Origin of the sequence: Hyalangium ruber, assembly GCF_034259325.1 — a bacterium.
GTDB lineage: Bacteria > Myxococcota > Myxococcia > Myxococcales > Myxococcaceae > Hyalangium_A > Hyalangium_A rubrum.
The window spans coordinates 159268-181813 of the sequence record NZ_JAXIVS010000007.1; the positions used below are offsets into that span (position 1 = coordinate 159268).

Annotated in this window: 21 protein-coding genes; 7 read left to right on the forward strand and 14 right to left on the reverse strand. The window is 68.7% G+C overall.

Features of this window, described 5'->3' with window-relative positions:
• From SYV04_RS21300 to SYV04_RS21330, 7 genes are read right to left on the reverse strand one after another with little or no spacing between them, the layout of a single operon-like run.
• Positions 1-738 (reverse strand): SDR family oxidoreductase, encoded by a 738-nt coding sequence (locus SYV04_RS21300; protein WP_321547695.1) that lies wholly within the window; start codon positions 736-738, stop codon positions 1-3.
• Positions 716-2113 carry an FAD-dependent oxidoreductase gene (locus SYV04_RS21305; protein WP_321547696.1) on the reverse strand — a complete coding sequence of 466 codons (1398 nt, stop codon included), beginning with the start codon at positions 2111-2113 and terminating at the stop codon, positions 716-718. Before SYV04_RS21305 ends, SYV04_RS21300 begins: the two co-directional genes overlap by 23 nt.
• Complete coding sequence (gene kynU, locus SYV04_RS21310; RefSeq protein ID WP_321547697.1) at positions 2100-3386, reverse strand: kynureninase; 1287 nt, start codon at positions 3384-3386, stop codon at positions 2100-2102. Before kynU ends, SYV04_RS21305 begins: the two co-directional genes overlap by 14 nt.
• A complete protein-coding gene (locus tag SYV04_RS21315) occupies positions 3383-4399 on the reverse strand; it encodes an amidohydrolase family protein (protein ID WP_321547698.1) in 1017 nt (338 codons plus the stop codon). The genes kynU and SYV04_RS21315 overlap by 4 nt, the downstream gene beginning before the upstream one ends.
• Entirely contained in the window at positions 4396-4917 is a 522-nt protein-coding gene (gene nbaC / locus SYV04_RS21320) for a 3-hydroxyanthranilate 3,4-dioxygenase (protein ID WP_321547699.1), read from the reverse strand. Before nbaC ends, SYV04_RS21315 begins: the two co-directional genes overlap by 4 nt.
• Positions 4918-4920: 3 nt before the next feature.
• Entirely contained in the window at positions 4921-5346 is a 426-nt protein-coding gene (locus SYV04_RS21325; protein ID WP_321547700.1) for a RidA family protein, read from the reverse strand.
• On the reverse strand, positions 5343-6785 hold the full coding sequence (locus SYV04_RS21330) for an aldehyde dehydrogenase (RefSeq protein WP_321547701.1): 1443 nt from the start codon (positions 6783-6785) through the stop codon (positions 5343-5345). Before SYV04_RS21330 ends, SYV04_RS21325 begins: the two co-directional genes overlap by 4 nt.
• A gap of 159 nt (positions 6786-6944) precedes the next feature.
• On the opposite strand from SYV04_RS21330, the gene SYV04_RS21335 reads away from it, so the two are divergent.
• On the forward strand, positions 6945-7736 hold the full coding sequence (locus SYV04_RS21335) for a 2-keto-4-pentenoate hydratase (RefSeq protein ID WP_422723959.1): 792 nt from the start codon (positions 6945-6947) through the stop codon (positions 7734-7736).
• On the opposite strand, the gene SYV04_RS21340 is transcribed toward SYV04_RS21335, so the two are convergent.
• The 4 genes from SYV04_RS21340 to SYV04_RS21355 all read right to left on the reverse strand — a co-directional run bounded on the left by SYV04_RS21340 (position 7737) and on the right by SYV04_RS21355 (position 11668).
• Positions 7737-8183: a hypothetical protein gene (locus tag SYV04_RS21340; RefSeq protein ID WP_321547702.1), complete on the reverse strand. Its 447-nt coding sequence runs from the start codon at positions 8181-8183 to the stop codon at positions 7737-7739. It lies immediately after the preceding gene.
• Positions 8180-9490 carry a SitA5 family polymorphic toxin gene (sitA5, locus tag SYV04_RS21345; RefSeq protein ID WP_479691445.1) on the reverse strand — a complete coding sequence of 437 codons (1311 nt, stop codon included), beginning with the start codon at positions 9488-9490 and terminating at the stop codon, positions 8180-8182. The genes SYV04_RS21340 and sitA5 overlap by 4 nt, the downstream gene beginning before the upstream one ends.
• 353 nt (positions 9491-9843) lie before the next feature.
• Complete coding sequence (locus tag SYV04_RS21350) at positions 9844-11094, reverse strand: glycosyltransferase 87 family protein (RefSeq protein ID WP_321547704.1); 1251 nt, start codon at positions 11092-11094, stop codon at positions 9844-9846.
• A 55-nt stretch (positions 11095-11149) separates the two neighbouring features.
• The gene (locus SYV04_RS21355; protein WP_321547705.1) at positions 11150-11668 is read right to left on the reverse strand and encodes a hypothetical protein; all 519 of its coding nucleotides are present in this window, start codon (positions 11666-11668) and stop codon (positions 11150-11152) included.
• A 94-nt stretch (positions 11669-11762) separates the two neighbouring features.
• On the opposite strand from SYV04_RS21355, the gene SYV04_RS21360 reads away from it, so the two are divergent.
• From SYV04_RS21360 to SYV04_RS21380, 5 genes are all read left to right on the forward strand, one after another.
• Complete coding sequence (locus tag SYV04_RS21360; RefSeq protein WP_321547706.1) at positions 11763-12626, forward strand: NAD-dependent protein deacetylase; 864 nt, start codon at positions 11763-11765, stop codon at positions 12624-12626.
• A 52-nt stretch (positions 12627-12678) separates the two neighbouring features.
• Positions 12679-13536 (forward strand): nucleotidyltransferase, encoded by an 858-nt coding sequence (locus SYV04_RS21365; RefSeq protein ID WP_321547707.1) that lies wholly within the window; start codon positions 12679-12681, stop codon positions 13534-13536.
• Between the two features lie 123 nt (positions 13537-13659).
• Positions 13660-14400 carry a RadC family protein gene (radC, locus tag SYV04_RS21370; protein ID WP_321547708.1) on the forward strand — a complete coding sequence of 247 codons (741 nt, stop codon included), beginning with the start codon at positions 13660-13662 and terminating at the stop codon, positions 14398-14400.
• A gap of 17 nt (positions 14401-14417) precedes the next feature.
• Complete coding sequence (locus SYV04_RS21375) at positions 14418-14675, forward strand: DUF3006 domain-containing protein (RefSeq protein ID WP_321547709.1); 258 nt, start codon at positions 14418-14420, stop codon at positions 14673-14675.
• Positions 14676-14719: 44 nt separating this feature from the next.
• The gene (locus SYV04_RS21380) at positions 14720-16762 is read left to right on the forward strand and encodes a RecQ family ATP-dependent DNA helicase (protein WP_321547710.1); all 2043 of its coding nucleotides are present in this window, start codon (positions 14720-14722) and stop codon (positions 16760-16762) included.
• 10 nt (positions 16763-16772) lie between these two features.
• Here SYV04_RS21380 and SYV04_RS21385 read toward each other — a convergent pair whose 3' ends face one another.
• A complete protein-coding gene (locus tag SYV04_RS21385; protein WP_321548022.1) occupies positions 16773-17114 on the reverse strand; it encodes a hypothetical protein in 342 nt (113 codons plus the stop codon).
• Positions 17115-17163: 49 nt separating this feature from the next.
• Positions 17164-20817, reverse strand: coding sequence for a tetratricopeptide repeat protein (locus SYV04_RS21390; protein ID WP_321547711.1), 3654 nt, complete (start codon positions 20815-20817; stop codon positions 17164-17166).
• A 191-nt stretch (positions 20818-21008) separates the two neighbouring features.
• Here SYV04_RS21390 and SYV04_RS21395 point away from each other — a divergent pair, with 191 nt between their 5' ends.
• Complete coding sequence (locus tag SYV04_RS21395) at positions 21009-21335, forward strand: hypothetical protein (RefSeq protein WP_321547712.1); 327 nt, start codon at positions 21009-21011, stop codon at positions 21333-21335.
• A 265-nt stretch (positions 21336-21600) separates the two neighbouring features.
• On the opposite strand, the gene SYV04_RS21400 is transcribed toward SYV04_RS21395, so the two are convergent.
• Positions 21601-22524, reverse strand: coding sequence for an SDR family oxidoreductase (locus tag SYV04_RS21400; protein WP_321547713.1), 924 nt, complete (start codon positions 22522-22524; stop codon positions 21601-21603).
• Between the last annotated feature and the right edge of the window lie 22 nt (positions 22525-22546).

A 22546-nucleotide genomic window follows, 5' to 3' on the forward strand; every position in this document is an offset into this window, starting at 1 on the left:
TCAGAAGCCGCGCGTCACACCACCGTCCGCCACGATGGACTGGCCGGTGATGTACGCCGCCTGCTCCGAGGCCAGGAACGTCACCAGCGCCCCCAGCTCCTCCGGCCGCCCGAGCCGGCGCGCGGGGATCTGCGAGGTGATGCGATCCTCGGGAACGCCCAGCTGCTTCAGGCGCTCCGTGGCGTGGTAGCCGGGCAGCACGGCGTTGAGGGTGATGCCGTGCTCGGCCACCTCGTTGCTGACGATCTTCGTGAGCCCCATCAACCCGGCCCGCAGGCCGCTGGAGATGGTCAGCCCCGACATGGGCTCACGCGCGGAGGACGAGGTGACGAGGATGATGCGCCCCCAGCGCTGCTCCTTCATCGCGGGCACCGCCGCGCGAATCCCCTCCACCGCCCCCATCCACAGGCTCTGGAAACCCTCCTGCCACTGGGCGTCGGAGAGCTCCAGGATGCCGCCCTTCGGCGGGCCACCTGTATTGACGACGAGGATGTCCACGCCGCCCAGCGCCTGGCGCACCTGCTCCACCACGGACTGGGACGCGCCGGGCTTGGACAGATCCGCCGCCACGCCCAGCGCGGCGCCCATGTTCGCCGCCGCGGCGCGGATGCGCTCCTCGCTGCGTGAGCAGATGGCCACCCGCGCGCCCTCCCGCACCAACTCCGAGGCGATGGCGAACCCCAGGCCAGCGGAGGCCCCCATCACCAGCGCTCGCCTACCCTTCAGGCCTAAATCCATCCGAGTGCTCCTCCACGAAAGGAACGAGCCGCTCCCGGATGAGCCGGGCGGCGCGATCGAGATCCACATCCTCCGCGCGCTTCAGGCCCTCGGCCAGCTCGGACACGATGCCGCCGGCGAGGGTGCCCACCTGGTAGGCCAGGCGGTAAGGCACGCGACTGAAGCTCACCAGCGTGTAGCGACTGAGGAATTGCCCGGGAAAGGCGTTGAGCAGCACCTTCTCCACCTGCTTCTCCAGCAGGAAGCGAGGGCTGGCGGTGCTGTCACGCATCTCGATGAAGTTCTCCACCGCCATGTCCGCGATGGCATCCGCGTTCGTCTTGCGCAGGTGGAAGAACTCGGTGAACACGTCCTCCCAGCGCGTGTGGCGCGAGAGGAGCGAGTCGAGCACCACGCAGTCCTCGAAGCCGCAGTTCATCCCCTGCCCGAAGAACGGGACGATGGCGTGCGCCGCATCTCCCAGCAGCAGCGCCCGGCCGCCCACATGCCAGGGCGCGCCCTTCACCGTCACCATCGTCCCCGTGGGGTTGTGGAAGAAGTCGTGCGTGAGCTCGGGGATGAGCGGCACGGCGTCCGGGAACTGCTCCTCGAAGAAGGCGGTGAGCGTCCCAGGCGAGTTGAGTGACGCGAAGCTCACCGGCCCCTCGAACGGAAGGAAGAGCGTGCAGGTGAAGCTGCCGTCCTCGTTGGGCAGCGCGATGAGCATGTACGCGCCGCGAGGCCAGATGTGCAGCGCGTTCTTCTCCATCCGGAAGGAGCCCCCAGGGCCCGCGGGGATGGTGAGCTCCTTGTACCCGTGGCTCAGCAACTCCGAGTTGGAGGAGAAGCCCGGCAGCTTCGTCATCTCCTGGCGCACGACCGAGCCCGAGCCGTCCGTGCCCATCAGCACCGGCGCGCGTTCCTGCCGCGTGGCACCGCCAGCCTCGTCCAGGAAGGAGAGCGTGCCCGCCGCGAAGTCCACGTGCTGGAGGCGCTGCCGGAAGCGGATGCGCACCCGGCCCGTCTCCTCCGCGTGGGTCATGAGGTACTTGTTGAGCCATGCCCGGGAGATGCTGTTGATGTGCTGCGAGTCGTCCTTGCCGTAGGGCTGCAGGGCCAACGCGCCGGACACCGGGTGGATCATCCGGCCACGCATGGGGATGGCGTGCCGCCGAGCCTCCTCCTCGAGGCCCACCTGCCGCAGCGCATGGAGCCCGCGCGCGGAGATGGCGAGGTTGATGGAGCGCCCCGCATCCACCGTCTCGCGCCGCATGTCGGGGCGGCGCTCGAACACCTCCACCTGGAAGCCGCGCCGCGCCAGGAACAGGGAGAGCAGCGAGCCCACCAGGCCCGCGCCCGCGACGGTGATGCTCTCGGATCGATCAATCTCGTGCATGGCTCTCGAGGATCCGCGCGAAGCGGTAGACGTCCAGGAAGCTGCAGTACAGCGGAGCGGGCGAGGCCCGGATGATGTTCGGCTCGCGGAAGTCGCAGAGGACGCCCGCCTCGGTGAGCCGGGTGACCAGACTCCGCGGCTCCCGGTTGAAGCGCAGCGAGAGCTGATTGCCCCGCGCCTTCACGTCCCGAGGGGTGATGATCTGCACGGTGCCGGGAGGGAGCCGATCGAGCAGGAACTCGAGGTAGCCCGTGAGCAGGTCTCCCTTGTGGCGGAGCGCCGGCATCGTCGCGCGATCGAACAACTCCAGCGAAGCGCGCATCGCCGCGAGTTGGAGGATGGGCGGGTTGGACAGCTGCCACCCTTCCGCGCCCGGCAGCGGTACGAAGTCCGGGCCCATCTTGAAGCGGGTGGCCTTGTCATGGCCCCACCACCCCTCGAAGCGGGGGATGCCCGGTGAGCGGGCGTGCCGCTCGTGGACGAACACCCCGCCCAGGGTTCCCGGGCCACCGTTGAGGTACTTGTACGAGCACCACACGGCGAAGTCGGGCCCGTCGTCGTGCAGCGACAGGCGCAGGTTGCCAGCGCCGTGCGCGAGATCGAACCCCACCTTGCAACCCTTGGCGTGCGCGGCGCGGGTGATGGCCGCCATGTCGAAGGCCTGCCCGGTGAGGTAGTTCACGTTGCCGAGCAGCACCAGGGCGGTCTCATGCCCGTGCCGTTCAATCATCCCCAGGATGTCCTCGGTGCGCAGCGTCTCCTCGCCGGGGCGAGGCTGCACGCGCAGCACGTCTTTCTGAGGGTCGAGCCCGTGGCAACGAACCTGGGAAGCGACCGCGTACTGGTCCGAGGGGAAGGCCCCCGCCTCCATGATGAGCTTCGGGCGCTCGGGGGTGGGCCGGTAGAACGACACCATCATCAGGTGGAGGTTCACCGAGAGGGTGTTCATCACCACCACCTCGAGCGGCAGGGCGCCCACCACGCGCGCCATCTGCTCGGTGAGGTTCTCGTGGTAGGGCAACCACGGGCGGCGCGCGCGGAAGTGGCCTTCCACGCCCAGGCGCTCCCAGTCGTCCATGGCCTCCAGGACGTACTCGCGCGCCCTGCGCGGCTGGAGGCCCAGCGAGTTGCCCACGAGGTAGACCACCGGCTCGCCATCCGCGCGCTGGGGGAAGAGGAACTCGTCTCGGAAGGAGCGCAGCGGATCCACCGCGTCCATGCGCCGGGCGAACGCCTCGCCCTCCTCGAACTGCACCGTGTCACCACCGCTCATGAAGCGAACTCCTCCGGAGAGCGCCCGAGCCACTCGAGCGCGTTGCGCCACAGGAGCCGCTCTCGCGTCGAGGGCTCCAGGTCCGCCAAGGACTCGATCAACGTGCCCGGGCGGTCTTCCCCGAGCGGGAATGGGAAGTCACTGCCCAGCGCCACCTTCTCCGGGCCGAAGAGCTTCAAGATGAAGCGCAGCATCTCCGCGTCATGGACGAGCGAGTCCACCCAGAAGCGCCCCAGATAGGCGCTCGGAGGCACCGGGTTGTCCACGGCCACCAGGTCCGGCCGAGCATCGAAGCCATGCTGGAGCCGACCGAACGTCCCCGGGAACGAGCCCCCGCCGTGCGCGAAGGCAATGCGCAGCCGGGGCAGCTTCTCCAGCGTTCCGGAGAAGAGGAGCGTGCTGATGGCCAGCGTCACCTCGGCGGGCATGCCCACCAGCCACGGCAGCCAGTACTTCTCCATCCGCGCCGCGCCCAGCATGTCCCACGGGTGGACGAACAGCGCCGCGCCCAGCTCCGCCGCGGCCTCGAAGAACGGGAACAGCGCCGGGTCGCCCAGGTTGATGCCGTTGACGTGGGTGCCGATCTGCACGCCCGGCAGCCCCAGCTCCCGCACGCAGCGCTCCAGCTCGCGCACGGCGAGCTTCACATCCTGGAGCGGCACCGTGCCCAGGCCCGCGAAGCGTCTCGGGTTGCCACGCACCACCGAGGCTAGGTGGTCATTGAGGAAGCGCGACAGGTCCAGCCCGTGCTCGGGCTTCGCCCAGTAGCTGAACATCACCGGCACGGTGGAGAGCACCTGGACATCGACTCCCGCCGCGTCGCACTCCTTCACGCGCTGAGCCGGGTCCCAGCAGTTGCTCTCCACCTCGCGGAAGAACTTCCCATCGTCGCGCACCATGCGGGCGCGGCACGGCGCGTGGTGGTCCAGGGTGATGAACCCGCCGTAGCCGTAGCGCTCGGCGAAGCGCGGAATCTCGGCTGGCAGCAGGTGGGTGTGGATGTCGATCTTCACTTGCCCCCGCCCCGGGTCATCTGGAAGCCGCACTGCTTGCAGGTGCAGTGGGCGGGGTCTCCGTAGAAGCGGTCGAACACCGGCGGCAGCTGGGTGACGATGTTGGAGACGTGCAGGTACTCCTCATAGAGCTTGGAGTCGCAGCGGGGACAGAACCACGCGAAGCCGTCCAGCTCGTGGGGCTGGCGCCGCCGCTCGATGACGAGGCCCACCGTGCCGGCGGGCCGCTGGGGCGAATGTGGCACCTTGGGAGGCAGCAGGAAGATGTCTCCCTCGCGGATGGGCAGATCCTTCGGCTTGCCGTCCTCGATGATGCGCAGGTTGATGTCCCCTTCCAGCTGGTAGAAGAACTCCTCGCTCTCGTCGATGTGGAAGTCGGTGCGCGAGTTGGGCCCGCCCACCACCATCACGATGAACTCCTGGTCCTTCCACACCATCTGGTTGCCCACCGGGGGCTTGAGCAGGTGGCGGTGCTCATCGATCCACTTCTTGAAGTTGAAGGGCGGCATCAGCGCCATGGCTCAGTCTCCGATCGTGGCGATGCACTTGAGTTCAATGGCGATGGGCGTGGGCAGCGCGTTGATCTCCAACGTGGTGCGGCACGGAGGGTTGTCCTTGAAGTACTCCGCCCACAGCCGGTTATAGATGGGGAAGTCCGCCTTCATGTTGGTGAGGTACACGGTGACGTCCACCAACCGGTCCCACGACGAGCCCGCCTCCTCGAGGATGTAGCGCACGTTGCGGAACACCGAGTGGCACTGCGCCTCGATGTCGTAGGAGGCGATGTTTCCCTGGGCGTCCAGCTCCACGCCGGGGATCTTCTTGGTGCCGCGCTCGCGCGGGCCCACCCCCGAGAGGAACAACAGGTTCCCTACCCGGCGCGCGTGGGGATAGAGGCCCACGGGCTCCGGGGCCCGCTTCGAGTCGATTCGCTCTTCCTGGCTCATAGCTTCACGCACACGTTCTTGGGCTCGGTGAAGAAGCGCAGCACCTCGTGGCCGCCCTCGCGCCCCACGCCCGAGTCCTTCACCCCGCCAAAGGGCGTGCGCAGGTCCCGGAGCATCCAGCAGTTGATCCAGACGATGCCGCTATGCAGACGGGCGGCGAACCGGTGGGCTCGGCTCAGGTCCTTGGTCCACACGCTGGCCGCCAGCCCGTAGTTGGTGGAGTTCGCCCAAGCGAGCACCTCCTCCTCCCGCTCGAAGGGAGTGAGCGTGGCCACCGGTCCGAAGATCTCCTCCTGGTTGGTGCGGCACTCGGGCCCCAGGCCCTCCACAAGCGTGGGCTGCACGAACCAGCCGTTGCGGCACCGGCCCTCCACCTGGGCTCGAGCACCACCGGCGAGGATGCGGCCGCCCTCCTGGCGGGAGAGCTCGATGTAGCTCATCACCTTGTCGAAGTGTTGCTGGGAGACGAGCGCGCCCTGGTCCGTGCCCGGCTCGAGCGGATCACCCACCTTCAGCGCGCGCGTGCGGGCCACGAGCGCCTCCTTGAAGCGCTCATAGATGGGGGCCTGCACGAAGATGCGCGGGCCGCACAGGCAGATCTGCCCCTGGTTGGCGAAGGACGAGCGCATCGTGGTGGCGAGCGCTTCATCGAAGTCGCAGTCGGCGAAGATGACGTTGGGGTTCTTGCCGCCCATCTCCAGCGAGAGCTTCTTGAAGAGGGGCGCGGCGGTGCGGGCGATCTCCGCGCCGGTGCGCGTGCTTCCGGTGAAGGAGATGGCGGAGATGCCCGGATGGCGGCTCATCGGCGCGCCCACCTTGGCGCCCAGGCCATGCACGATGTTGAGAACACCCGGGGGCAGCCCCACCTCGCGGCATACCTGCGCGAGGAGGAAGGCCGTCATCGGCGTCACCTCGGAGGGCTTGGCCACCACGCAGTTGCCGATGGCGATCGCCGGGGCGATCTTCCAGGTGAACAAGTAGAGCGGCAGGTTCCAGGGAGAGATGCAGCCCACCACGCCCAGGGGCGAGCGCAGGGTGTAGTTGAGCGCCACGGTGTCGGTGGCGTGAGCCTCGCTGGAGAACTGGGTCACCGCGTCCGCGAAGAACTCGAAGTTGAGCACGCTGCGGGGAATGTCGACGGTGGAGGCCACCGACAGCGGCTTGCCGGTGTCGATGGACTCGGCACGGGCGAAGGCATCGAGCCGCGCGCGGATGGCGTCGGCGATACGGCGCAGCAGGCGCGCACGCTCGGCGGCCGGGGTGGCGGACCAGGCCGGGAAAGCGTGGGCGGCGGCGTCGACGGCGCGCTGCACGTCGGTCTCGTCCGAGTCGGGCACGAGGGCATAGGGCTCGGCCGTGGCGGGCTCGGGCTTGTCCAGCCACTTCTGAGAGGTGGGAGGCACCAGCTCCCCACCGATGTAGTTGAGGACCTTTTGCACGCCGGATTCCTCCTGTGTGACAGGGCGCCCGAATACCACGGCGGCGCACGCCTGGACACGGGAGACCCTTGGGGATTTCACATAGGGAGCAGAAGCTGCTTGCGCTCGCCGCCAGGGCGCCCCGAAGCTCGTCCGCCCTGGCTCGCGGGGAGCAAGCACATGCCCATGACGCAACGGAATCATCAGGAGTTAGCCCAGTTGCTGGACCAGGCGCGCCTGGACGCTCGCTCCGTCCCGCCCCTCACGAAGTCCCAGCCCGAGCTGCCGTTGCCGGACGCCTACGCCATCCAGGCCGAGGGCATCCGCCTGCGCACGGCGCGAGGGGAGCGGGTGGTGGGCCTGAAGATGGGGCTCACCTCCGAGGCCAAGCGCAAGCAGATGAACCTGGATTCTCCGGTGTACGGGGTGCTCACGGACCGAATGCAGGTGCCCGCGGACGGTGTCTTTCGGCTGCAGGGCTTCATCCACCCGAAGATCGAGCCAGAGATCGCCTTCCGCACCTCGCGCGAGCTGCGCGGCCGCATTACGCGCGAAGAAGCACTCGAGGCGTGCTCCAGCGCGATGGCAGCCATGGAGATCCTCGACTCGCGCTACATCGACTTCAAATACTTCTCTTTGCCAGACGTGGTGGCGGACAACTCCTCCTCGTCGATGTTCGTGCTGAGCACCACCGAGCGCCCGCCGCGCGAGCTGGACCTGGCGCGCCTGCCGATGTCGATGGAGGTGAACGGCGCGCAGGTGCAGTCGGCGCTCTCCAGCGCCATCTCGGGTGACCCGATTCTTTCCGTGGTGCAGCTGTGCGAGCTGCTCGATGCACGGGGCGAGTCGCTGCCCGCGGGCAGCATCGTGCTCGCGGGCGCCGCCACCGTCGCACACATGATGCAGCCAGGTGACCAGGTCCGGCTCACCGTCGAGGGCCTTGGGAGCGTCGCGATTTCAGTGGCCCCCTGATCAGGCTCTGGGTCGCGAACTCCCAGCTGCCTCCAGCTCTGCATGAGCAAGGGTGAACTTTCGCAAGACCTCCCGTGCTCTGTTGGAGATTTCCAGGCGATGGTCCGGCGTGAGCCAGAAGTCGGCATCACGGTTCTCGCCGGTAATCTTGAGCCAGCGGAATTCAGGCAGGGTTCGCCCGGGAAATAGCTCCTGAAACTCGGGCGACACGCTCACTTCGACCTCGTCCAGGCTGAACCCCACCAGTCTCGCTTCTTCGAGTGACTTCCCCAGGGCGGCAGTGACGAGAAAACACGGGAAGACCTCTAGCAGTTCATCGCCCAACCAACCCTCGAAGCGATGATGAAGGCGAGACACCCTGGGCGGGTGGACAGAGGAATCCATGACGGTGTTGTCCCCCAGTTCCCCAGCAACTTCGGGAGACACCACCCACCGACTCTGGCTCACGGCGCATGTCCTCCAAGCGAAACAGGGGGCCTGAATATCGCACCCCACTGCCTGTCGAGTTGTGCTGCGAAGTCATGCACCTCCTGCTTCGTGGGCTTGGAGTACGACCGGTAGAACTCGTTCCAAGCGCGCCGAATCTTGCTGAGGTGGATGTCCGGGTTGATGGATTTCGGGATGCCGCGAAGATTGCTCAGCGAGTGAATCTCCGCTTCCGTGAACAGCCCTGGGTATCGTTTGAGCACCTGCTGCTCGATTGCATGATGTACGACGACTTTGTCGCGCAACTCCGGATGCGCCGAGAAGAATGTCTCTCGATAGTGGGGAGCCTCGGCTGCCGTCTCGCCTCCTCCCGCGTGCGCTGCCCCCTCATTGCTCCCGGCCACCATGGCGACCGCGGTAGGCGCCAGAGTAACGGTGAGTTGGCCCTCCACCACGGCCACCCTGCTCACCTGCTCCACCGCGGCCAACCGAATGCCCAGTTGCGTGGCCCCTACCGACGACGCCTCCATGAAGTGCGGCAACAGCGGCAGCCGTGCCGACAGCAACGAAGCCCCTCCCATCGCGCCCCGACTCACCAGGACTGTTACGACGAGGATGAAGATGCGAGTTCCCTGCTCTCCCATCACCCGTCCGAAGCGCTGGCTGGCTTCCTCCAACTCCTCGAAGGTGACAGCCTGGGCAGTAGCACGCCTCAGCTCGAAGCTCGCCTTGAGGACTTCCAGGAAGGCGTCGCTTCCCAGATACACCAGCAGCACCGCCGACACGATCGCCGCCGCCTTGGTGAACACCGGCTCGGGGTTAGCTGCCAGAACGACCCAGGTCACCATGGTGGTGGCGATGGCGGCGTAGAAGAGTTGCGGTGTGACCGTGTTCTCCACCGCTCTGGCAATGCTCTCGCTCATGGGAGCGAACGACAGGCCTACCGCCACAGCCAACTTGTCGGTGTCGCTCAGTCCCATCACGTCGTCCAACAGTGACAGGCAGTCCTGCTTTGGCTGGTGCGGCCGACACATGCCCCCAAAGCTCTTTCGCAGCAGGCCTTGCCACGGAGTCGTCGTGGGAGCGCTCGCGGTGGAGGTGCGCAGCAACCAGCCCTGTTGAGAAGAACGGATGCGCAGGGACTCCTGCAGCACCAACTGCGCAAGGGCCTCCTCGAAGTCCGCCGCGCTCACTGCCACGGATCTGTGCGCGGAGGGCGTGTACTCCAGGGGTGCGCCGTCCCCTACATCGAGGCGTACCCTACGACCGGTTCCGCACGCCGTTGCGAGAGCCAAGAGCAAGACCGCAACAGCCAGCCGAATTGCCACAGGACACTCTCCGATGCAGGGAGAGAAGCAGCCTACTCGTGCGCTCAGGCCAGGGGGGTGCTCTTTCAAAGCGCCAAGCCTGGGCCAACCCCTGCTCTGGCTCCGATGGCTGGAGCCCTTCACCTCCCTCAGCCCTCGCTCCCCATGCGCCTCTCTCGCCTCCTCCTGGCCGCACTGCTCACGGCCTGCGCCACCACGCCTCCGCCGCCAGCGGCCCCCGCGCCGCTCGCCCCCCCCCTGGCCCGGAAAGACAGGTCCGGAGCGCGTGGAGAAGACGGTCGCCTACTCAGTGGCGTGGGCCGCCGACAACCTCACCCTCTTCAAGGATGAGGCGTTCAACTCCGCCTTCCTCCTTACGCAGCTGGGCGTGGAGCAGTAACGGCCTCCGAGCCCGGTTGAACCGAGAGGCTCACCTCGCGGCGCCGCCAGGCGGTCCAGAGGTGGGTCCACGCGAAGTGGCCCAGCACTGCCCAGGCGAGGATGCCCACCACCGGCGCGGGCCCTGGGAAGAAGACCGTGAAATAGGACAGCGGGGGCGACAGCGTCCTCAGGTAGATCCAGTACACGAGGCCGATGAAGAGGCCCGAGGCCCAGCCCCACCGCAGCCCCGCGCGAAGGTCCACGAAGCACAGCAGGGGCGCGGCGAGCACCACGTACTGAACCCCGAAGCCCGGCGCGAGCACGAAGAACAGCGCGGAGCCGACAGCGGCCTGCTGGGCCATCGTCATCCCCGAGCGGAAGCGCGACAGCAGCGCCACCGCGGTGATGCTCCCCAGCACCAGGTAACGGCCCGCCTCGAGGAACCACGTGCGCACCGGCCAGAAGAAGGGCGAGAGGTTGGGAATCTCCAGCGAGAGATTGAGGAAGGCCATGAGGCCCCAGTTATCGGGCCGCGAGTTATAGGTGAGCATGTTGCGGTACATGCTCGCGGCGACCGTGAGCGCGGGTGGCAGGAAGGGCAACAGGCCGAGCACGCCCCCCGCCACCAGCCGCAGGAACGCGCGCCAGTCTCGTGGCGCCAGGAGGACAATGGGCAGCAACGCCAGGGGCAACAGCTTCACATTGAGCGCCGCGCTCCAGAGCAGCCCCGAGAGGAAGTAGCGCCGCTGGTCGAACATGAGCGCCGCCAGCAAGACGAAGGCGGCGTAGAGGCAGTCGGTATTGCCATGGTAGCTGCTCACGAGGATGGGCGCGGGCAGCAGGGCATACGCGGCGAAGGCGCGCGGACTCGCGAAGCGCCACAGGGCCCAGAGCACCAGCGCCTCGCCCAGCAGGCCCGGCAGCTTCATGAGGCGGGCAAAGCCCATCAGCTCGCCCGCGTTGCCGACGGTCTCGAGGTTGAGCGTGTTGTTCGCCAGCAGCTCACCGGTGACCGACCAGGCCCAGCGCGCATAGAGCCCCATGAGCGGCGGATGATTGAAGTCGCTGAAGAGCTCGTACGTGCGCGTCAGCCCGAGCTGGAACACCCGCTGTCCGTGGATGGCCCAGATATAGGAGTCGTTGCTGCCGAACGTGCCCCACCAGAGGCCGAGCCGCACGGCCACGCCGAGCACTCCCAGCGCCAGCCAGAGCCAGGGGGCTCCGCTCCAGGTCTTCCTCTCCATGGCCCGCGCTATATGCCCGGGCCTCCCCTGTCACAAGACTCCTGCCGCCAGGCGCTCAGAGGGAGCAGCCGTGTCCGCAGGGAATCCCGCCGTCATCCGAGTCGCCGCCCGTGCCGCCCATGGCCAGGCCGAAGGCGATGAAGCCCGCCGTCAGCCCGACGACGATGCCCGTGCCCAGCAGCACCGTCTTGCCCAGGCTGAACTTGCGCACCCCCGCGGACTCGAGTTCCTGCAGGGGAACCTCGACGGTCCGCCGGAACGCCGCCTGGGGAATGCCCCGGAAGTGCTGCCCGTCGACGCTCACCTCCACGTACCGCTCGGCGATGACGTCCCCGTCGGCCTCGACGAGCACCAGGGGTGTGTCCGCGCTGAAAACGTGCTCGGTGCCCTCGGTGTCGCGCAGTCGCCGCACGTCCTTGCGCTCATTGCGCAAGGTGCCCTCGATGTCCTGGAGCAAGGTCGTGTCCTTGCCGACCCAACCATCGAGCCGCGACAGCTCCCGCGTGGGGATGTCGTAGGTGGTGGTGCAACCTGTCACGGTGAGCAGCAGGGCAAGCGACGCGCGAGCACGCATGAGGCCTCCTCCCGGTGCCTCCAGGTTAGCGCGAGAGCCAGCCGAGCAGGTGCCGCCATGCACGCACCAAGGGTCCAGCGTTATACATGCCGGAATGGTCGCTCCCTCGGTCCCAGCCTCCGCCTCCTCCTCGCCCCAGGCGCTCGGGGCCCTGGTTCAGCTCCTGCGTGGCCGCCGCACCGTGGTGCTCACGGGCGCTGGCTGTAGCACCGAATCGGGTATCCCCGACTACCGCGGGCCCGGCACGCGCGCCCGCGCCCGCAACCCCATTCAGCACATGGAGTTCCTGACCCGGGCCGAGGTCCGCGCGCGCTACTGGGCCCGGAGCCTGCTCGGGTGGCCTCGCTTCTCGGCGGCCCGCCCCAACGCCGCGCACCAGGCGCTGGCGGGCCTGGAGCAACAGGGACATGTGCTGGGCCTCATCACCCAGAACGTCGACCGGCTGCACCACGCCGCGGGCAGCTCGCGGGTGATTGAGCTGCACGGGGCCTTGGCGGAGGCGCGGTGCCTGTCCTGTGGGGAGCTCGAGGCCCGCATCTCGCTGCAAGAGCGGCTGCTCTCCCTCAACCCAGGCTTCGTGGAGCACCAGGTGGAGCTGCGGCCGGATGGAGACGCCGAACTGCCGCTGGAGGCCGTGAGCGCCTTCCAGGTCGCCGACTGCCTGCGCTGCAACGGGCCGCTGAAGCCCGACGTGGTCTTCTTCGGGGACAACGTGCCCCGTCCCACCGTGGACGCCGCCTTCGCGATGCTCGAGGAGGGGGACGCGCTGCTGGTGGTGGGCTCGTCCCTGGCGGTCTTCTCTGGCTACCGCTTCGTGCTCCGGGCCTCCGAGCGCTACATGCCCATCGGCATGATCAACATCGGAGAGAGCCGGGGTGACGCGCTGGCCGATGTGCGCGTGGAGGCCCGCGTGGGCGAGGTGCTCCCCCAGCTCGCGGCGGCCCTGGCCGACGGCTGAGCGCCTGAGCCCTCGCCTGCTCTCCGGGGGGACGGGCGTGGCCTGGGAGGGCATGCCTACCTTCTCAGGCATGCAAGGACACGAGAACAGCGCTGCCGAGACGGGACGGTCGGATCCCAAGCTCGCCGAGGAGAAGCGGGAGCCTGGTGAGCTCAACGCGCGCGCCCGGGCCTTGAGGCTCCTGCGGGACGCGGGCATTCCCTTCGTGGTGGGCGGTGCCTATGCGTACGCCCACCATACCGGCCTGCACCGGGACACGAAGGATCTGGACCTCTTCCTCACCAAGGCCGACGCGGACCGGGCCATCGCGGTCTTCGAGGCGAGCGGCTGGCGCACCGAGCGCGACACCCACGGCTGGCTGCACAAGGCCTTCTGGGAAGACTGGCTGATCGACTTCATCTTCGGCTCGGCCAATGGCCTCGTCATGGTCGATGACGCGTGGTTGAAGCACGGCGAGGAGGGCGAGGTGCTCGGCCAGCCCTGCCTCATCGCTCCCGTGGAGGAGATCATCTGGAGCAAGGCGTTCGTGCTCGAGCGGGACCGCTTCGATGGGGCGGAGCTGAACCACCTGCTCCTGGCCGCCGGAGAGCGACTGGACTGGAAGCGGCTGCTCCAGCGGTTCGACCGGTACTGGGAGGTACTGCTGGGCCACCTGATGTTCTTCCGCTTCGCCTACCCGTCGGACCGGGAGAACGTGCCCGCCTGGGTGATGATGGGGCTGCTCGCGCGCGGCTTCGACAGCGTCCGGGGTGGCAACTGGAGCGGGCAGCTGTGCCGCGGCAACCTCCTGTCGCCCGTGGCCTACCGCGTCGACATCGAGGAGCGGGGCTACGAGAACGGACGCGCCTGGGATGAGCTGGAGCGCAAACGCGCCGGTCCGTCCGTCGAGGATTTACCCTCGAAGCACTGAGGCCCCCGTCTCCAGAATTGGACGGCACCGTCTCGGAGCTGGACGGTGCAGGTAGGGTCCCTCAGAGGGAACCTATCACGGCACGCCTGTTGCTAACGCCTCTGGAAGCAGCCGGAGGGCGGGATGGAACGGGCGTGGGTGTTGGGGATGGACGAGGTGGAGGGGACTGCGGGCGAAGGGTCGGTGAGGGCACGGCCTCACGAGATGGAGGAGGTGCGTGAGCGCCTCTTCAAGCTGGGGGCCTCGGCTCTCACCGACCTGGAGCTGCTCTCCGTGCTGTTGGAAGTCGGGCCGCGCACGCAGGGGCTCGCCGAGTCGCTGCTGCCGTATGGGGGTGGGCTCAAAGCACTGCTGCTGAAGGATCCGCTGGAGCTGTGTTCACAGCCGAGGCTGGGACCGGCCCGGGCGGCGCAGCTCGTCGCGGCGCTGGAGCTGGGGCGACGGGCGCAGCGCACCACGGAGCGGCGCCCCCGGCTGCGCACACCCAAAGAGATTCACGCCTACCTGGCGCCGTGGCTGAGCGCGTTGCGGCGCGAGGTCTTCCACGTGCTGTGCTTCAACCCTCGCAATGTCCTGCTGGCGGATGTGCGGGTGGCCGAGGGGACGATGAACACGTGCCCGGTGGACCCGCGCGAGGTGTACGCCGCGGCGCTGACCACACGTGCCACGGCCATCGTGCTGGCCCACAACCATCCCTCGGGCGACCCCGAGCCCTCGGTGCAGGACGTGGGGCTGACGGTGCAACTGGTCGAAGCGGGCCGGCTGCTGGGCATCAAGGTGCTGGACCACCTGGTGCTGGGAGATGGGGCGTACGTGTCGCTGATGGAGCGAGGGCTGCTGGAGGCCGAGGGCCACAACGGATGAGGCAGGACTGGAGGGGTATGACGATGGCGACGGTGATTGGGTGCGGTGGAGCGTGGCAGGTGGAAGTGATGGAGGAGACGCGGGCCCAGGTGGTGGAGCCGGAGACAGGAAAGGCTCGCCAATTGGACCGCGCCGCCCTGCCCCCGGGTACCCGGGAGGGAGACGTGGTGGTGGATGGTCGGCTGGACCCTGAGCTGAGGGCCCGGCTGGCCCGAGAGGTGGAGGAAAAACGAGGTCGGCTGGCTGTTCCGGTTCCGCCGGGGCTTGACCTGTAAGGTAGGGGCGATCCTCGGTTGACGATCCTACGGGAACAGTGAATATGCGACGGATGCAGCCAGAGGACCTGCCCCACTTCGCGCAAGCCCAGGCAGGCCTGGTCCGTCACTTCGGCCTGTCCGAGTTTCGCCCGGGCCAGGCCGAGGTCATCAACGCCGTGCTGGACGGGCGGAACACCGTGGTGGTGATGCCCACGGGCGCGGGCAAGAGCCTGTGCTACCAGCTCCCCGCCATGCTGCTGCCGGGGGTGACGCTCGTTGTCTCCCCGCTCATCGCGCTGATGAAGGACCAGGTGGAGCAGCTCACGGCGCGGGGGATACCGGCCACCTTCATCAACTCCTCTCTGACGGACCTGGAGCGGGCGGAGCGGATGCGACGGCTACGGGCGCGCGAGTACAAGCTCGTCTATGTGGCGCCCGAGCGCTTCCGGAGCTTCAGCTTCCTGGAGGCCCTCGGCGAGGTGGGGGTGGACCTGCTCGCCGTGGACGAGGCGCACTGCATCTCGCAGTGGGGCCATGACTTCCGGCCGGACTACGCGCAGCTCGGCCAGGTGCGCAAGCGCCTGCGTCCGCCGCGCACGGTGGCACTCACCGCCACGGCGACCCCCGAGGTTCGAGAGGACATCACCCGCGTCCTACTCATGAAGGATCCCCAGACGTTCGCCCAGGGCTTCGATCGGCCCAACCTCTTCCTGGACGTGCTGAGCGTCGGTGGAGACGAGGAGAAGCGGCAGGCGTGCGCCCAGCTGGCCGCCCAGGGGGGCAGCGGCATCATCTACTGCGCCACGCGCAAGGCCGCGGAGAACATGCACGCCTCGCTGCACGAGCGCGGGGTGAACGCCGTGCTGTACCACGCGGGCATGGAGGACGAGGCCCGGCGCATCGCCCAGGAAGAGTTCATGGCGGCCAAGGAGGCGGTGGCGGTGGCCACCAACGCCTTCGGCATGGGCATCGACAAGCCGGACATCCGCTTCGTGGCCCACGCCAACATTCCCCGGGCGGTGGAGGCGTACTACCAAGAGATAGGCCGCGCGGGCCGTGACGGGCTGCCCGCCACCACGGCGCTGCTCTTCAACCACGCGGACGTGTACACCCAGGAGCGGCTCATCGAGAGCAACCACCCTTCGGAGGCGGTGCTCGGTGACATCTGGAACGTGCTGCGCAACGTGCCCGAGTACAGCAAGGGCATCGGCGTCCTGGCGGGCATGGTGGGCGCCAGCGAGTTCGAGGTCTCCGCGGCGCTGCGCATCTTCGAGCGCGAGGGAAAGATCGAGCGCGGTGCGCGCGGCGAGGGCGAGCACGGCATCACCCTGACGGACAAGGCCCCGGCCACCCAGCCCCACGCGGAGGATGCGCGGCGGCTGCTGCAGTCGCTGCTGGAGATGTTCCCCGTGGGGCGCTCGGCCAGCGTGGAGCTTCCCGTGCTGGCCCGCCGCACCGGGCTGGAACTGGAGGAGGTACGGCACGCGCTGGGGCTGTTGGAGAAGGCCGGGGCGGCGAAGGTGCGCCGTCCGTTCGCCGGACGCTCCATCCGGGCGCTGGAGCCAGTGCCCTTCCGGGACCTGGGGGTGGACCTGAGCCGCGTGCGCGAGCAGGAGCGGCGCTCGCTGCTGCTGCTCAAGCGGATGACGGACTACGCGTACACGCGCCGGTGTCGCCGGGCCTTCATCCTGGGCTACTTCGGCCAGGCGGACCTGCCGCCCAACTGTGGGAACTGTGACGTGTGCTCAGGCAGCCGGCTGCCGCGCCCGGCGCCGATGACTCGCCCGGCTGGCGCCACGGCCACTGGCAAGCCCGAGGGCTTCAGCGAGCTGGCCGCCACGGAGCTGCGGCGCTGGCGCAAGTCGCTGGCAAAGGACTTGGAGGTCCCCCCCTTCATCATCTTCAACGACGCCACGTTGGTGGGCCTGGCGGCGGCCCTGCCCACGGACCGGGACTCCTTCCTCGCGGTGAAGGGCACGGGTGAGAGCCGCTGGGAGCGCTTCGGCCCCAAGGTGGTGGAGATCTGCCTCATGGCGCGCGCAGCGGGCCACGAGCCCGTGGCCCTCGCGGAGGCCCCTCGGGTCCGGCGCAGCCGCAAGGCGTGAGGAGAGCGCCCTACCCTCGCCCGCCCTGGTTGTACTTGCGCAGCGCGCGGCGCTCCACGTAGCTGCGGAGGCCTCCCACGATGAGGCCCACCACGAAGGCCAGCACGAAGATGATGGCGACGGTGGTCACCCCGAAGATGAGGCGCACCTGGTACTCGGGCAGCTTGCCGTTGAGGTAGACGCGGCGCAGCGGCTCCATGGCCCCGACGAACTCCAGCGCCCGGGCCGGCAGCGCATCCAGGGACAGGGAGAGCCGCTGGACGAATGTCGAGGGGTACACGCGACGCGCCCCCTCCACCGCGATGCCCACCAGCAGGTAGATGATGGAGAGCAGGAACGCGTTGCCCGCCATGATGTGCAGCAACGGATAGGGGGGCGGGCGCTGAGAGGGAGTCTGCACGCTACTTCACCCGCTTCTTGAGGTTGGGCAGGGCCTTCTTCACCCGCTTGGCCTCCTCGGAGGAACCGGCCAGCGACAGGAACGTCTCGTACTCCTGGATGGCGCGCGGCAACTCCTCGGTCTTGCGCGACAGCGCGTCGGCCAGGGCCAGGTGCGCCATGCCATGGGCCGGCTCCAGTTCCACGGCCTTGTTGAGCGCCGCCATCGCCGGCTCCTCCTGCCGCTGCCGGAGGGCCACGAGCCCCAGCGCCAGGTGCGCCCGCCCGTTGAAGGGCGCCAGCTTCACCGCCGCCTCCGCCGCCGTGCGCGCCTCCTTCAGCGCGCCGGCCTCCAGCAGCACCCGCGCCTTGGCCGTCTGCGCGAAGGCCTTGTCCCAGACGGTGGGCGCCTTGTCGGCGAGGCCGTCCAGCGCCTTGGCCGCCACGCGCCCTCCGGAGAGGTCCGCGTAGTGCTGCCCCACCATGCCGCACGAAGCGTCCGGCCCCTCGCGACGCGCCGCTTCGAATGCCGCCCCGGCGGCCTCCGCCTTGTCCTGGCGCAGGAAGGCATGGGCGATCTCGCAGAAGGTCTCCGCGTCCCTTGGATCGAGCTTGTTGGCCTTCTCCAGGGCGCTGAAGCCTCCCTTGGCGTCGCCGTTGGTGAAGAGGATGACGGCACGCACCCGGTGCGCCTCGGCGTCGCTCGCATCGAGCTTCACCGCACGCCCTGCCACCTCCGCCGCCTCCTGGCGCTTGCCCGTGTGGAAGAGCGCCAGGGCATAGCCCTTCTGCGCCGCCGCGCTCTCGGCGTGGGTGTTCTTCCACACCTCGAACTGCTGGAAGCCTTCCTCCGTGCGGCCCAGCGCCAGCAGCGCCCGGCCCAGTGCATCCCGGGCCTCGCCGTGGAAGGGGTTGCGCGTCACCGCCTGCGTGAGCGGCTTGAGGGCGATGTCCGGCACGCCGCGCGAGAGCAGCAGCCGCCCCAGCGCGCACGGGGCCTCGTAGTCGCGCGGGTCCTTCATGGCCTCCTCGAACTGGGCCTGCGCCTTGTCCGGCGCGCGCAGGCGCCAGTACACCTGTCCCAGCGCCACGCGCAGCTCCGTGCGAGGCCGCTTCACGGCGTTGACCGCCTTCTCCAGCGCATCGCGCGCCTGCTCGCCGTTGCCCTCCATGGTGTCCGCCATGGCGAGGTAGCCCACGGCCTCGGGGGGATAGCGGTTGTTCACCTGCGTCTTGCCCAGCTCCGAGCGCACCCGCTTCCAGTCCTCCAGCCGCGCGTAGGCCGCCGCGCGCACCAGCGCCACCCGGCGGCCGCTGTCTCCCTCCAGCCGCGCCAGCGCCTCCTTGGCGCGATCCCGGTCCAGCAGCGTCCGCCCCAGGCCCTCGCGGGCCTCCTCGCTCTTGGGCTGCAGCTTGAGGGCGGCCTCATAGGACTGCTGGGCCTCCTCCAGCTTGCCGCCCGCGCGGCTCGCGTCACCGACCGCCAGTTGGAACTCGAAGGCCAGGGGGCCCTTCGTGCCGCTGGCCAGCAGGTTCCGCGCCTCGTCATACCGCCCCAGCTCCGTGAGGAGCCGGCCCTGGACGAGCTGCAGCCGCGTGCGTGTCGCCTCGGGAAGCTCCGCATCCGCGCTGAGCCCCTGCATGTCGAAGAGCGCCGCCTCCAGCTCCTGCCCCAGCTCGAGCTGGTTCTCCGCCATGCCGATGCGGGCCAGCGGGTGCTCGGGAGAGGCCTTCCGGGCAAGCGAGTACATCTCCAGCGCGTTGGTGGGGTCGCCGAAGTCCTGGTAGTAGCGCCCAAGCTGCACCAGCGCGCGCACCGGACGCGGTGAGTTCACCGCGAGCTTGAAGCGCTCCACCGCCTTCTGCGGCTGCTTGTCCTCCAGCAGCACGCTGCCGGCGACGGTGTTCAGCTCGGGCGAGTCGTCCTTGGACTCCAGCAGCGCGCGGCGGGTGGTGGCCCGCGCCTTGTCGTCCGCCACGAGCACATCGGAGGCGAGGCTGAGCCCCACATGCTCGGCGCGCACGCCCGGGTACTCCAGGGCCGAGAGCGTCTGCTGCCGGCTCTCGAAGGCGCTCCCGTGGTCGGCGTAGAGCAGCGCGTGCGCGTAGGCCGTCAGCGCCCAGGCGCGGCTGCTGCCGTCGTCCATCTCCCGCGCGCGCTCGAGCAGACCGAGCGCCTCGCGCAGGGAGGAGCGCGTGTCCACGGAGATGGCGCGCTCGGCGCGATCCAGCACCTCCGCGAGCGTCTTGCCACCCTGCCGCGAGCGGATGACGACGAACGCCACGATGCCCACCATCAGCACCAGCACCCCGACCACGCCCACGGCGTGCTTCACCCCCAGGCGCGAGATGAAGGAGGGCTTCGCGGCGCTCTTGGCGTGCTTCTCGCGCAGCTCCTTCTCGTAGGCGGCGGCGATGGCCGCGGTGTCCGCCTCGGAGGAGGCGGTCGTCCGCACGGCATGAGGCACCGGAGGCTCCGCGGCATCCGGAATCTCATCGAGGAGCGCGCGCTTGGCGACGGCGGCAGCGGCGGAGCGCGGCCGAGGCGAGGTGCGCGCCGTATCGGACACGCGCGCCGCCGAGGGGATCGCCGCCAGATCATCCTCTTCCTCGGGAGGCGGAAGATCTCCCAGGAGCCCTCCGGCTCCCGGCGGCGGCTCCGCCTCGGAGGCCTGGAACTCCTCGTCGGGAACAGGAGGCGCCGTCCGCTCCTCGAGCGGCTCCTGACCTTCGGGAAGATCGACGTCCGGCAGCAGCCCTGCCGGAGCGGTGGGGGCCCGCCACAGATCCGTCAGCTTTCGGACCCCGGTCACCTCTTCCTGGCCCGGATCGAAGTCGCCATCCTCCGGAGGCGGAGGCGGCATGCCCTGCATGAGCCCTTCCCGCGTCTGTCCGGGAGGCAGGGTGTCCTCCTCGTCGGTGAGCTTCGAGGCGGAGCGGGGGTAGAAGTACACCACCTTCACTTTCTCGGGCGGAGACTTCCTCGGGGCCTCTTCCTCGCTCGGTGGCGGTGGCGGCGCGGCCACCGCGGGAGTGGATTCCTCCCGCTCCTCCGGGGGCGGTGGGGGCGGGGCCTCCGCCCTCCGAACGGGAGCAGCGGGGGCGGCCTCGGCCCGAGCCACCTGCGGCGTCTCGGCCTGCTTCACCTCGACGCTCTCGGGCTGCCGCAGCTCCGGCGGCGGCGCGGGTGGCTCTTCTTCCTCCTGAGGCTTGGGCGCGAGCGCGTTGGAAGTGAGCCCGGGCAGATCCGCCATCACCGGCGGAGGGCCACCCGAGAGCGCTTGCTGCGTCTGATCCAGCCACAGGCGCACCCGCCCATCATTGGGCTGCAGCGCCGCGGCCTTGCGAAGGATGGGCAGCGCCGAGCGGAACAGCCCGCGCTGCACCAGCACCTCGCTGATCAGGTTGTAGGCGTGGGCGTTCTCCTTATCGACAGCGATCGCCTGATCGAACTGCTCCATCGCCTGGGCCGGCTTGCCCAGGTGCAGCAGCGCCTTGCCCCACAGCACGCGGCCGATAACCGAGTTGGGGTGATGAGAGATGCCCTTCTCACACACCTCGATGGTGCGCGCCGGCTCCCCCTTCTCGAGGAGGGCCTTGGCGAGTTCTACGAAAACCGCGGAAGTGGGGTCCTGCAGCAGAAGCTGCTCGTACCGCTCCACCATCGACTTGGCCATGGACTTTCGAAACTCCGGTGCGCGGGCGAGGGGGTAGAGACGATAGCACCGGGATCTTCTTGTGGGGTCTCCTCTGGGTGCTACCTTCGCCTGTCATCATGCGCCCGCTCGTTTGGACCCTCCTGATGGCCCTGCTGGGTGGGGCCTGCGCCCACACGCCCACGACCACCGGTATGGAGGGCCTACGTCCCGTGGTGGAGGATTTTCACAAGCGCCTGCGCTGGAAGGACTTCCGCGGGGCGGCGCGCCACATCATCCCGGAGCGGCGCGAGGACTTCCTGCGGACGCGGCGCGAGCTGCACGACGAGCGGGATCTGTCGATCACCGACTTCGAAATCCTGGAGGCGGCGATAGCGCCCGACGGGATGAGGGCCGTCGTCACCACGCGGTTCCAGTGGATGCGGCTGCCCTCGGCCTCCGAGCAGACAGCCACCGTCACCTCGGAGTTCGTCTTCCGAGAGGGGGCATGGCTGCTGGAGCGGCAGCTCGACGGGCCCTTCGAGGGCGAGCTACCGTAGAAAAAAAACCGCCCGTCGACTCGGGGCCGGCCGAGGCGACGGGCGTCGAGAGTTCCCCTATGGAACTCCCTAACCATGCCTTCCCTTAGAGCAAGGCCGGTGCCACGGCCCCGTACCGGGGTATGGCCCTGAGAAATCAAGCACTTGCGCTGAAGAAGGACCCGCAGCCCCCTCTCAGAGAGGTGCGGCGCATGACACGGCTGTCAGGCGCTCCCTGCCCTTCGTGGCCGAGGCCCCTGACATGGCTGTCAGGGATGGCCCGAGGCTACTCGCCGATGACGGAGCGGATGGTCTCGCGCATGGAGAAGCGAGGCTTCCAGCCTGCCTCCTTGCGCCAGCGGTTGCCGTCCACGTTGCAGAGGAACTGGATGTGGTCCAGTTCGGGCGGCGGGAAGCTGGCCAGCCGGTACTTGAAGAGCATGCCCAGCACGGGCCGGGCGACGGGGTGCGGCACGGGGATGGGGGTATGGCCCAGCTCGCGCAGCACCGAGGTGAGGGGCACCTCGCCCGGGCCCACCACGTTGTAGACGCCCTTGAGCGTGGGGCTCAGGGCCTCGACCATGGCGCGCGACACATCCTCCACGTGGATGAGCTGCACCATGGGGTCGAACCCCGCCAGCGTCCACGGGTGGCGCAGCCGCAGGTAGTTGGAGGGGGCGTTCTTGATGGTGGGCCCGACGATGTGGACGGGGCGGAGGATGACGGTGTTGATGTCGGGGTGCCGCCAGAAGAAGCCGTGGGCGAGCATGTCGACCTCGATGAGGTCTCTGACGCCCGAGAAGCGGCTGGCCGCCATGAGCGGCGCGTCCTCGGTGAGGAAGTTGGAGTTGTCCGGGCTGGGGCCGTAGACGTTGGCCGAGGAGAGGACGACCACCTTCTTCACGCCGTACTTGGCGCAGTACTCGAGCAGGCGCGTGGTGCCCACGACGTTGAAGGAGTGGTGCTCCTCCTCGCTCATGCGCGGGTCATGCATGATGCCCATGTGGATGACGGCGCGGACCTCGTTCTTGCGGAAGACGTCCTCGGCCTTCTTCTTGCGAAGATCCAGCTGGTACATCTCGACATCCTTCGGCTTGCCCACGAAGGGGCGCCGATCGATGCCGATGATGCGCTCGTTCTTGTGCAGCTGCTTGGCGAGCGCGCGGCCCAGGTTGCCGCTGATGCCCGTGATGACGACGGCCGGTCTCATGGAGCCCCCCTCCTAGCACACG

Bases quoted from the DNA above. Each gene is read 5' to 3' on its own strand.
- SYV04_RS21300 (WP_321547695.1), bottom strand. From the start codon at position 738: ATGGATTTAGGCCTGAAGGGTAGGCGAGCGCTGGTGATGGGGGCCTCC.
- SYV04_RS21305 (WP_321547696.1), bottom strand. From the start codon at position 2,113: ATGCACGAGATTGATCGATCCGAGAGCATCACCGTCGCGGGCGCGGGC.
- kynU (WP_321547697.1), bottom strand. From the start codon at position 3,386: ATGAGCGGTGGTGACACGGTGCAGTTCGAGGAGGGCGAGGCGTTCGCC.
- nbaC (WP_321547699.1), bottom strand. From the start codon at position 4,917: ATGGCGCTGATGCCGCCCTTCAACTTCAAGAAGTGGATCGATGAGCAC.
- SYV04_RS21325 (WP_321547700.1), bottom strand. From the start codon at position 5,346: ATGAGCCAGGAAGAGCGAATCGACTCGAAGCGGGCCCCGGAGCCCGTG.
- SYV04_RS21335 (WP_422723959.1), top strand. From the start codon at position 6,945: ATGCCCATGACGCAACGGAATCATCAGGAGTTAGCCCAGTTGCTGGAC.
- SYV04_RS21350 (WP_321547704.1), bottom strand. From the start codon at position 11,094: ATGGAGAGGAAGACCTGGAGCGGAGCCCCCTGGCTCTGGCTGGCGCTG.
- SYV04_RS21355 (WP_321547705.1), bottom strand. From the start codon at position 11,668: ATGCGTGCTCGCGCGTCGCTTGCCCTGCTGCTCACCGTGACAGGTTGC.
- SYV04_RS21360 (WP_321547706.1), top strand. From the start codon at position 11,763: ATGGTCGCTCCCTCGGTCCCAGCCTCCGCCTCCTCCTCGCCCCAGGCG.
- SYV04_RS21365 (WP_321547707.1), top strand. From the start codon at position 12,679: ATGCCTACCTTCTCAGGCATGCAAGGACACGAGAACAGCGCTGCCGAG.
- radC (WP_321547708.1), top strand. From the start codon at position 13,660: ATGGAACGGGCGTGGGTGTTGGGGATGGACGAGGTGGAGGGGACTGCG.
- SYV04_RS21375 (WP_321547709.1), top strand. From the start codon at position 14,418: ATGACGATGGCGACGGTGATTGGGTGCGGTGGAGCGTGGCAGGTGGAA.
- SYV04_RS21380 (WP_321547710.1), top strand. From the start codon at position 14,720: ATGCGACGGATGCAGCCAGAGGACCTGCCCCACTTCGCGCAAGCCCAG.
- SYV04_RS21385 (WP_321548022.1), bottom strand. From the start codon at position 17,114: ATGGCGGGCAACGCGTTCCTGCTCTCCATCATCTACCTGCTGGTGGGC.
- SYV04_RS21390 (WP_321547711.1), bottom strand. From the start codon at position 20,817: ATGGCCAAGTCGATGGTGGAGCGGTACGAGCAGCTTCTGCTGCAGGAC.
- SYV04_RS21400 (WP_321547713.1), bottom strand. From the start codon at position 22,524: ATGAGACCGGCCGTCGTCATCACGGGCATCAGCGGCAACCTGGGCCGC.